The organism is Paracoccus methylovorus, from assembly GCF_016919705.1.
GTDB lineage: Bacteria > Pseudomonadota > Alphaproteobacteria > Rhodobacterales > Rhodobacteraceae > Paracoccus > Paracoccus methylovorus.
Map to the genome: position 1 here is coordinate 157,398 of NZ_CP070368.1, position 10,048 is coordinate 167,445.

The window sequence follows — 10,048 nt, forward strand, 5'->3', positions numbered from 1 at the left end:
CTATTCCTGTGCGGCGGCACGAATACGGTCCTCGGCGCTGGGTATGGGATCGCCTTCGGGCGGGCGGACACCGAACACCGCGCAGTAAAGTGCCGGGACGAAGATCAGCGTGACCAGCGTACCGGCGATGATCCCACCCATCATGGCGAAAGCCATCGGTCCCCAGAAAACCTGCCGCGAAATCGGGATCAGCGCAAGGCTGGCCGCTGCCGCGGTCAACAGGATCGGGCGGGCCCGGCTGTCCGAGGCTTCGAAGACGGCGTTCCATTTCGAATGGCCCTTGGCGATCAGCACCTGGATCTCATGCACCAGGATGACCGAGTTGCGGATCAGGATCCCAATCAGTGCCAGAATGCCCAGGATGGCGACAAAGCCCATGGGCACGCCGAACGGCAGAAGTACTGCGACCACGCCGATCAACCCCAAAGGTGCCGCGGCAAAGACGATGAGCGACAGCCGGAAGCTTTGCATCTGCACCATGACCAGCGTTGCCATGATGAGCAGCATGATCGGGACCACGGCTGCTATCGGCTGCTGGCTTTCGGCAGAGGTTTCGACAGTGCCGCCGACAACAACCGTGACGCCGGGCGGCAAGCCGGCCTGAAACTGTGCAACCCTTCCGGCCAACGCCTCGACCAGCGTGGCGGGCTGGTCCTTGCTGGCGATATCGGCCTTGACGGTCACCGTCGGCATGCCGTCCCGCTGCATGATAAGCGGCTGCTCGGTATCGTATTCCAGCTTGGCCAGCGAGGCGAGCGGGATGGGTGTGCCCGTCGGCGTGGCCAATTGCAGGTTCTGGATCGATTCCAGCGATTCCCGATCCGCTTGCGACCCCCGTGCGATGACATCGATCAGAAAGATGCCGTCGCGCAACTGGGTGATAGAGCGGCCGTTGAACGTACCCGCCAGCGCGCCTGAAATGTCCTCATTGGTCAGGCCCAGCCTGCGGGCCTGATCCTGATTGACCTGAAGCCGGACGACGCGCGCGGGTTCGTTCCAGTCCAGAGCGATATCGCGCAACCGCGGCTCGGTCGCCAGCACCGCGGCCAGTTCGCGTGCCGCGTCGCGCGCCTGATCCAGATCGGGGGACGAGACGCGGTATTGCACCGGTTTGCCGACCGGCGGCCCGATTTCAAGGTTCTTGACGTAGATATCGGTGCCGATCAGCTCTTGCCCGGCGAATTCGATCAACCGCGCCTTGAGCCGGTCGCGCGCAGCCAGATCCGGTGTCTGGATCACGATCTGGCCCATATAGGGACCGGGGGTCGGCACATCCATCGACAGAATGAATCGCGGTGCGCCCCGGCCGACATAGGTGGTCCAGAACAGGGCGTCCTGTTCTTCGGCTAGCATTGCTTCGATCCGGGACATGCTGTCATTGGTCTTGGCTATCGAGGCATTGGCACGTTCGGTCACGTCCACGATGATCTCTGTCCGGTCGGATGTCGGGAAGAACTGCTGCTCGACGAAACGCATTCCCAGCACGGAAGCCGCAAAGACTGCCAGCGTGATCGCGATGGTCAGCCATTTATGCCGCATGCCCCATATAAGCAGGCCGTGGAATTGCCGCCTGAGCCAACTTGGTCGTTCGGATTTATGCGCCATCTTCGCGGGCAGCAGGGTGACGCCCAGAAGCGGTGCGAACAACACGGCAACGATCCAGCTGACGATCAGCGAGACGGCGATCACCACGAACAGCGAAAAGGTGAACTCGCCGGCCGCCGAACTGTTCAGCCCGATGGGAATGAAACCTGCCACAGTGACCAGGGTGCCCGTCAGCATCGGGAAGGCGATGGAAGTCCAGGCATAGCTGGCGGCGCGTTCGCGGCTGTCTCCGACCTCGAGACGCGAGATCATCGTCTCGATGGCGATCATGGCGTCATCGACCAGCAGGCCCAGTGCGATAATCAGCGCGCCCAATGAAATCCGCTGTAGCGTGATGCCGTAAATGTCCATGATTACGAAGGTGATCGCCAACACCAGCGGAATGGTCAGAGTGACCACGAAACCGGCCCGCAACCCCAGACTGACAAAGCTGACCAGCAGGACGATCGCCACCGCCTCGGCCAGCGCCTGGACGAAATGACCGACCGCCTCGTCCACGACATGCGGTTGGTCGGCGAACTTGACCATCTCGATCCCGATGGGCAGGCTGAGCGCCACCCCCGACATCAGCGCATTGATCTGCTGGCCGAATTCCAGGATATTTCCGCCCTCGCGCATGCCGATTTGCAGTCCGATGGCTTCCTTGCCGTTATAGCGGAACAATGCGCTTGGTGGGTCCTCATAGCCCCGCTGCACGGTTGCCACATCGCCGATGTTGAAGAATCGGTCGCCGACCCGAAGATTTACCGCAGCGATTGACTCCGCGTCGTCGAACTGTCCTCCCACGCGCACCAGCACCTGTTCAGGCCCGGCCTGCACAATACCCGAGGGTGATATCGCGTTTTGCAACGCCAGCGTCTGGACGACCTGGTTGTGGTTAAGGCCCAATGCCGCCAGTCGCGCCGAGGAAAACTCCAGATAGATCTGCTCTTTGCGGACCCCCAGAAGCATGGTCTTGCCCGCCATGGGCAGCGCCTGGACTTGCTTGCGGATATTTTCGACCCGGTCGCGCAATTCGCGTTGGGTGAAGCCGTCCGAGGTGAAGGCGTAGATGTTGCCGAACACGTCGCCGAAATCGTCGTTGAACTGAAATCCCTGAAATTCCTGCGGAAACTCTGGACGAATGTCGGACATCATGTTTCGGACCCGCTTCCAGACCTCGGGTACATGCGCCCCGCGGATCGTGGGATCCAGTTCCAGATAAACCACGGACTGGCCCGGCATGGTGACCGAGCGGGTAAACTTCAGCTCGTCCAGTTCCTCCAGTTTGGTCTCGATTCGCGTCGTGACCTGATTCAGCGTGTCCTCGATGGTGGCGCCGGGCAGCGAAGCGCTGATCACCATGATCTTGACGGTGAAATTCGGATCCTCTTCCCGGCCAAGGCGCAGGTAACCCAGCGTGCCCGCCACCATCGAGACGATCAACAGGAACCACACCAGGGAACGGTGGTGCAGCGCCCAATCGGAAAGGTTGAAGCGGCCTGGAGTCATGGTGTCACACTTTGCCCCACCGATTGCCCCTCGCTTAGGGATTGAATGCCGCGGATTACCACCTCTTCACCCGGCGACAGGCCCGAGGTGACGGTGACGCGGCCACCGATCGGAGGGCCGAGCGTCTGGACGGGACGCAGGGTGATTATGCCCTGACCGCCCTCGCGGGTGACCACCCAGACATATTCACTGCCGTCCCGATCAAGGATGGCGGCCAAAGGCAGGACCAACCGGGCGGCGGTTGCACCTGCGGGTCGGGCGCGCACCAATGCCCCCAGGCGGAAATCGGCATCTTGGCCAAGCGCAAGATGGACGCGCCGCGTCCGGGTCGCTGCATCCGCCACCGGTTCGATCTGCGAAACCGAGGCCGTCAGGACGCGCCCCGGTTCGTTTTCCGTCCACACCTCATAGGGGTCGCCTTGGTTGATGCGCGCGCGCATCATGTCCGGCAAGTCGATCACCGCTTCGATCCCGTCGCGGGTCGAAAGCTGCAGCACCGGCTCTCCTGCGCTGACAACGGCCCCGGCATTGACGAAAACCGCGCTGATTACGCCATCGAAGGGCGCGCGCATCTCGGCAAAGCCTTCGGCGTCCCGGGCGCGGATCAACTCGGATTGCGCCTGCTGCACGGCGGCCTGTGCCGTGGCATATGCGCGCTCGGCCTGTTCCAATTGTGCGGTCGAGGCCACATTGCGCTGGGTCAGCGCCCGGGTGCGCTCGGCCGTGGCTTGGGCGGTGCTCAGTTCAACCTGCGCCGCCTCGACCGCGGCCTGTGCGGCACGGACATCGCCTTGCAGATCGTCGGGGTTGAGGGCGGCCAGAACCTGGCCTTCCTGGACGACATCGCCGATATCCACGTTGCGCGCCGTCACCCGGCCAAGGGTCTGGAAACCCAGCGCAACCTCGATCCGAGCGGCGATCACGCCGGGGATGGAATGACTGGCCGCCTCGGTATCGGTGACAAGGATGCTGACCACAGGGCGCGGAGGGGGGGCGGCCTGCGATTCGGCTTTCTGCCAGGGCAACGAGAAGCCGGTCGCACCGCCAGCCAGTGCGAACAGGATCAGCAGGGCTGAAACCGAAACCTTGCGTATCATTCCGGCCTCGTCGATACAGATGCGTTCATGACCTGGCGGCCGGGATAGAGCATCTGCGACCCCGCCCCAACCACGGTTTGCCCCGGCTGCAGTCCGGCGCTGAGGATTACGGTACCATTGGTGAACCGCTCGATCTGAACCGGCGCCAGCGAGACACGGTTGTCGTCACCCACCAGCCATACAGCGGGCTTTGTGTCTATCGATGTCAGGGCTGTCCAGGGCACCGCTATACCGCTGCCGGCAGTGAAATGCACCGATCCCCGCACGGCTGCACCCAGCAGGTCGGCGCCGGGTGGAGCGTTGTCGATCTCGGCCCGTACGGTGACTGAGCCGGTGGCAGGATCTACCAAGGGCGCAATTTCCGAAACTTGTGCGCTCATGTGAAGATCTGGAAAGTCTATCCCCGTCAGAGTCACCGGTGCGCCGGTTGCGTCGCGCAGCAGCGGTGTGTCGGGTGTTTGAAATACCGCCTCGCGTCCCGTAGCCGAAGCCAAGGAGATCACCGCCTGCGCCGCCCCGACGATCTGTCCCGGCTCGGCTTTGCGGGCCGTGACTATGGCATCATTAGGCGCGCGAATCACTGTATCCTCCAACGCCCGCTGTGCCTGATCCAAGGATGTGCGTGCCTGCGCAAGCCCGCCGCTGGCGGCCGACAGGGCCTGGCTTGCCGCATCAAGTGCCGCGCGCGTGCCCACGCCGCGCTTGAACATCGAATCAGCCCGTTGAAGTGCCTGACTCGCTTGCGCTTCAGCAGCCTCGCTGGACGCGACACCTGCCTGCGCCACATGCAGCGCTTGCTCTTGCTGCAGCGGGTCGGTTCGCGCGAGCGCTTGTCCTTGGGTGACCCGGTCGCCTTCGCGCACCAGGACTTCGGTGACGCGTCCCCCCAGTCGAAAGCCTATATCGACGCTGTCCTTGGCATGGATGGTTCCGGTTAGGGCAACGTCAAAGGCCAATTCCGTCATTTCGACTTGCACGAACTCTACCCGCAAGGGTGTCTGGGCCCAAGCTGGCGGGACTGTGAAAAGCAGTGCAAGGATTAGCACGATCAGGGCTGGCGTGGGTGTTCCGTCGTCTGACCTGTCACCTGTTTCCGATCGGATGCTCAAATTTGCTGCTCCTGAAAAGACCCTGATCAGTATGACCTTACAGAGGCATCCGGCCCAGTGGCCGTTGGCCTGCACCAAACAAATGCGGCATTCTGTCAAGCGACAGAGCCGCCGCCAATAACGCTTTCGGCGTTTTGGGGCCGAATAGCGCGACGTAACGGCTTGCTATTGATAACTTCGCACCAGCGCGGCGGCAATCATGCCCCAACCGTCAACAACGACAAAGAACGCCAGCTTGAAGGGCAGGGCCACCACAACTGGCGGCAACATCATCATCCCCATGGACATCAATACGGCGGAAACTACCAGATCAATGATAAGGAAGGGGAGTGCGACCAGAAAACCAATTTCGAAGGCACGCTGAATCTCGCTAAGCATGAAGGCCGGAATCAGCACTGACAGCCGGTCCGGCGCAGTGTCTGCAACGGGTGCGACATCGGCAAGAGCTGCTATCATCTGGGGGTCTGTACGATGCTCCATGAAGCCGCGGAAGGGTACGATGCCCAGCTCGAACGCCTGCGTGATCGTGATCCGGCCGTCACGCAGCGGTGCGCCCGCGACATCCCAGGCTTCGGTCAGCACCGGGCTCATCACGAACCAGGTAAGGAACATGGCCAGACTAACGATCAGCATGTTTGGTGGCGATTGCTGTAACCCCAGAGACTGACGTAGGATCGACAGCACGGTCACGATAAAGGGAAAGCAGGTAACCATGATGGCAATGCCTGGTGCCAGTGACAGCGCGGTCATTGCCGCTAGAAGCACAATCGAATGTCGCCCCACTCCCCCGGCGATCACGTCAAGACCTGCCGTGTCAATCAGCGGAAGATCCTGTGCCATCCCCGCCTGAGGCTGGATCAGTATCGCAAGAATAAAGGCCAGCCTGATCACGGCGTGTTGGCCTGGCCAAGGATGCGGACGCAAAGCCGATTATCGGTTTCATCGCCCGAGACGAGTTCACCCCGTGCAATAACTTTGTCGCCGACGCAGATCCCGACACCGTCTGAAATATCCTGATCCAAGGTAAGGATATCGTCGGGGCGCAGACGGGAAAGCTCGGCGACGGTGAGTTGCGTGCCGCCCAGACGGATAGTGATTTCTACCTGAATCTCGTCGGTTGCTATCAGGTTTGCGAGATTGTCCATGATCAGTCCTCGGGATTGATGTCGTTAATGATGGCCTTCAGTTCAGCGTCGACAAGCGAGGGGCGAAAAGTAATCGTACCTTGGTCCGCAACCAGCTCGATCATGTCCAGTTCAGCCGGAAGGTGTTCGATCCGCACATCTGGAAATCGCGCACTGGTGAGGCAATCGGCGATGTCCGGATGCAGGTCTGAAGGGCATCGGACAATCAAGACCTGATTCGGCGCGTGTTCCACGATCCGTGCCGCCTCGTCGGTCAGTGCAGCCCTTAGGCGTTCCTTCTCCGAACATTGACCCAACACGTCGACAATGGCATGTAAAACCGGAGCCAGAGTGCTGAGGATGTGCTTGCGCAGCCTGCTCTCTTTTTCATGGTCGGTGAGCATTTTCTGGCGAAGGTCTGCCAGTGCCTTGGTCAAGGCATCAAGGCTGAGCTCGCGGCCTTCGCCCAAGCCTTTCTCGTAACCGTGCTGAAAGGCCTCTTCGCGCTGGATAGTGACGGCCTGCCGGTGGGTCCCCGTAGAGCCCGAGGAAAATGAGTCGAGGCGAAGCACGGTGGGACTCATACGGCATCCTCACGTTTCTCGATCCAGCCTGACAGGATTTTCAGGCTTTCATCCTTGCGTGATTTCATCAACTCCTTGAGCCGCCCAACCGGGTCTCCGTCGTTTGCGCCGATTGGTGCGAAGTCGATTTCGGGTACGATATCGGTAACGGCTTGTACCGGTGCGCCTTCAGGCTTGAATGCCTCAAGTGCCGGTGGCTGTTCCGATATGTCCAGCATGTCTTGGTTTGGGTTGCCTTTCCATCTTAGCAGCGGCCGTAACAGGAATGCTGCGAGAGCCAGTGCGAAAAAGCCGACCAGAGCGATACGGATCAGCCCGTTCAGGTCCACCCGTGACAGCATGTTCCCGGTGCTTGCCAGTGTTCCGGCCTCGGAAAGCGAAGCGAAGGGTAGCGATTTCACCGTGATTGCGTCGCCGCGCGCCTCGTCGAACCCTACGGCCGAGGCAACCAGTTCGCGGATTGCCTGAAGCTCAGCCTCGTCGCGGGGCATAAGGGTGGTTTCGTCGTTTGCACCCGTTTGGGCGATACCGTTAACCAGCACGGCGACCGTTAGGCGCCGGGTTGCGCCGGGCTGACGCGTCACTTCGCGTGTAACCTTGCTGACCTCAAAATTCGAACGCTGACGGGTTTCCGACCGCGAGGAGCGGCTTTGATCGCCGGTGCTGTCCTGCCCCTCAGGCAGGTTTGAGGCCGCCGTCACGACCCCTTGCTGGGAATTGGTGCTTTGATCGGCGGATTCTTCACTTTCCTGGGAAATCAGCGCGCGTTCCTGGGGGTCGAAACGCTGTTCGGTCAGCAGTTCGGATTCGTTGACCACGTCCAGGTGCAACTCAACGATGGCATTGCCGTGGCCGACATGTGCGGCCAGAATGCGTTCGACATTGCGTTTCATCCCGGCCTCGCGGGTTTCGCCGGAAAATTCCTCACCCGATGAAATAACGCCGCGCTCGCTGTCGATCACCGCCACCCGATCCGCGGACATACCTGATACTCCAGATGAAACTAAAAATTTCAATGCCCTAGCTTGGCTATGATTGATTGGTGTGCCGTCAGTGGTCAGCGTGACCGAGGCAGTTGCCTCGGCTTCTCGTCTGTAGCCCCGGCCATTTGGGACGGCCAGATGTACACGTGCCGCCTTGACGTTCGGCAAGGCCAGGATCGTGCGCGCCAGTTCGCCCTCTTTGGCACGCCAATAGGCGGCATCGAACATTTGTGAGGTCGTACCGAAGCCCGACATGCCGTCGAGAATCTCATAACCCACCCCTGCGGCCGAGGGCAGCCCCTCGCCGGCCAGCGTCATGCGCAATTCGTCCCGGCGGCTTTTTGCAACCCAAATCGAATCACCCCGGATCTCATATGAGACACCGGATTTCTCGACAGCGGCCATGACTGCGCCGGACTGCTGCGGATCAAGGCCGGAATAAAGCAGCGCCATGCCGGGTCGACTGGCCATCAGTGAAAGCCCGGCAATAGCTGCGAATGTGAGCAGAAAAGCAGCTAACAGCATTGCTTTCTGTCTTGCGCTTCGCTCGCGCCAGTAGTCCTGCAGCTTCAGCAAACCTGCCCCCTTCGAATCGCCGTCGTCTTTGTCGAGATCTTCATGGCATGGGGGCGATTAAGAATTGGTTAGCCCGCAGGTGGTATCCAGATCCCGAACGGATGGAGAATCACCATGACCGATATCGCCAATATGAATACGAAAGAGAAATCTGGCGTCGGCCGTATCCTGTTACCGCTGGGACTAGGTCTGATTCTGGGAGTGGGCGGCTTTACCTCAACTTATTTGGGTTTCTGGTCGCCCTTGTCGTTTTTTGTACTACAAGGGGAAAAGATTGGGGACAGTACTGCGTCGGTTATCGATTTTGTGGATGTTCCCCAGATTGTATTGACACTGGCCGGACCAAATCCGCGGATCTTGGTGATGTCGATCAAGATCGAAACCGACCGTAGCCATCGGGCTGCAATCGAGTATCTGACCCCACGTCTGCTTGATAGTTTCAATGGCTTTCTTGCAGATATCGACAGTACGGCTTTTGAGAAACGCGGAATATTGGATATCATTCGGGATGAGTTGGCGACCTGCGCGATCTTCGTCCTTGGTAAGGAGGCATTTACCGATATCCTCATTACGGAGTTCAGAATACAATGACGATGGCGCAGATTTCACAACTTTCTTTGATTGCCTTTACTATTGGGTTGTCGGGGTTTTGCTTCGTGCTCGCGCGGCGTTTGCGCAAGCTCAACGATCTGGAAACCGGCTTGGGTGGTGCCATTGCTGTCATGACCAGTGAGATCGGTCGGCTGGAAAAATCCATCTTGTTTGCCAAATTCGAAGCAATCAGCGCAACGCAGGCGCTTTCCGAGGAGATTGAGCGCGCCAAGCAAGAACGCGCATTTTGGATGCTGCAGCAGAAATTCGCCGAGACGGGGTTGCCGCGACCTACCCGTGTGCAACGCAAGCGGCGGCGTGAAGAAGCGGTGGCCGATGCGTAGGCAGATCCTGTCAGTCCTGGGGGGCGTGATGATCCTGGCAGCTGCGGGTCAGGCGGTGATGCTAGCGGACGGGTTTTCGCGGCTATCGGCCAATGCGGAACCTTCGGCACTGATGGCAGGCTGCACTGACGTTCCGGAAGCAGTGGCTTTGGCCGAGACGCTACGCGAGCGTGCCTTGCGCATTGACCGATATATGCAAGAAGTCGAGCGGCGGAAGGCCGAGATATCATTTGCAGAAAAACAATTAACTGAAAAGTTAATTGAATTACGAAAGTTGAAGCAACAGGTCACGCTGGGGAATCAAGGCCAGAGCCAAGTGCAAAGTGAAGATATAGCACGGTTGATTGCGGTCTACGACCAGATGAAGCCCGAGCAGGCAGCTATGGTTTTGTCAAACTTGCCCCCGGATTTCGCCGCGCAAATTCTAGCTCGCGTTCAACCGGAAACTGGCGCACGGATTATGACGTCGGTAGAACCGGGCCATGCTGCGGTGCTGACCTCATATATGGGTGCCCTCAGGGCTGCCGGGAAATAGGTGGAATAC

At 59.9% G+C, this 10,048-nt stretch carries 10 protein-coding genes; 3 read left to right on the forward strand and 7 right to left on the reverse strand.

Translation table 11 applies throughout. The features are described from left to right. The 7 genes from JWJ88_RS00750 to fliF all read right to left on the reverse strand — a co-directional run bounded on the left by JWJ88_RS00750 (window position 1) and on the right by fliF (window position 8,569). On the reverse strand, window positions 1-3,096 hold the full coding sequence (locus JWJ88_RS00750) for an efflux RND transporter permease subunit (RefSeq protein WP_205294219.1): 3,096 nt from the start codon (window positions 3,094-3,096) through the stop codon (window positions 1-3). After that, entirely contained in the window at window positions 3,093-4,193 is a 1,101-nt protein-coding gene (locus tag JWJ88_RS00755; protein WP_205294220.1) for an efflux RND transporter periplasmic adaptor subunit, read from the reverse strand. The genes JWJ88_RS00750 and JWJ88_RS00755 overlap by 4 nt, the downstream gene beginning before the upstream one ends. Next, window positions 4,190-5,401 (reverse strand): efflux RND transporter periplasmic adaptor subunit, encoded by a 1,212-nt coding sequence (locus JWJ88_RS00760; RefSeq protein WP_240200166.1) that lies wholly within the window; start codon window positions 5,399-5,401, stop codon window positions 4,190-4,192. The genes JWJ88_RS00755 and JWJ88_RS00760 overlap by 4 nt, the downstream gene beginning before the upstream one ends. A 66-nt stretch (window positions 5,402-5,467) precedes the next feature. Continuing rightward, on the reverse strand, window positions 5,468-6,142 hold the full coding sequence (gene fliP / locus JWJ88_RS00765) for a flagellar type III secretion system pore protein FliP (protein ID WP_205295085.1): 675 nt from the start codon (window positions 6,140-6,142) through the stop codon (window positions 5,468-5,470). Between the two features lie 47 nt (window positions 6,143-6,189). Next, window positions 6,190-6,447, reverse strand: coding sequence for a FliM/FliN family flagellar motor switch protein (locus JWJ88_RS00770; RefSeq protein WP_205294221.1), 258 nt, complete (start codon window positions 6,445-6,447; stop codon window positions 6,190-6,192). Window positions 6,448-6,449: 2 nt separating this feature from the next. Next, the gene (locus JWJ88_RS00775; RefSeq protein WP_205294222.1) at window positions 6,450-7,010 is read right to left on the reverse strand and encodes a hypothetical protein; all 561 of its coding nucleotides are present in this window, start codon (window positions 7,008-7,010) and stop codon (window positions 6,450-6,452) included. Next, the gene (gene fliF, locus JWJ88_RS00780) at window positions 7,007-8,569 is read right to left on the reverse strand and encodes a flagellar basal-body MS-ring/collar protein FliF (protein WP_205294223.1); all 1,563 of its coding nucleotides are present in this window, start codon (window positions 8,567-8,569) and stop codon (window positions 7,007-7,009) included. Before fliF ends, JWJ88_RS00775 begins: the two co-directional genes overlap by 4 nt. A 114-nt stretch (window positions 8,570-8,683) precedes the next feature. Between fliF and JWJ88_RS00785 the strand changes: the two genes are divergently transcribed. From JWJ88_RS00785 to JWJ88_RS00795, 3 genes are read left to right on the forward strand one after another with little or no spacing between them, the layout of a single operon-like run. Continuing rightward, on the forward strand, window positions 8,684-9,160 hold the full coding sequence (locus tag JWJ88_RS00785; RefSeq protein ID WP_205294224.1) for a flagellar basal body-associated FliL family protein: 477 nt from the start codon (window positions 8,684-8,686) through the stop codon (window positions 9,158-9,160). Beyond that, a complete protein-coding gene (locus tag JWJ88_RS00790) occupies window positions 9,157-9,504 on the forward strand; it encodes a hypothetical protein (RefSeq protein WP_205294225.1) in 348 nt (115 codons plus the stop codon). The genes JWJ88_RS00785 and JWJ88_RS00790 overlap by 4 nt, the downstream gene beginning before the upstream one ends. A 28-nt stretch (window positions 9,505-9,532) precedes the next feature. Continuing rightward, the gene (locus JWJ88_RS00795) at window positions 9,533-10,039 is read left to right on the forward strand and encodes a MotE family protein (protein WP_240200168.1); all 507 of its coding nucleotides are present in this window, start codon (window positions 9,533-9,535) and stop codon (window positions 10,037-10,039) included. The last annotated feature ends 9 nt before the right edge of the window (window positions 10,040-10,048 follow it).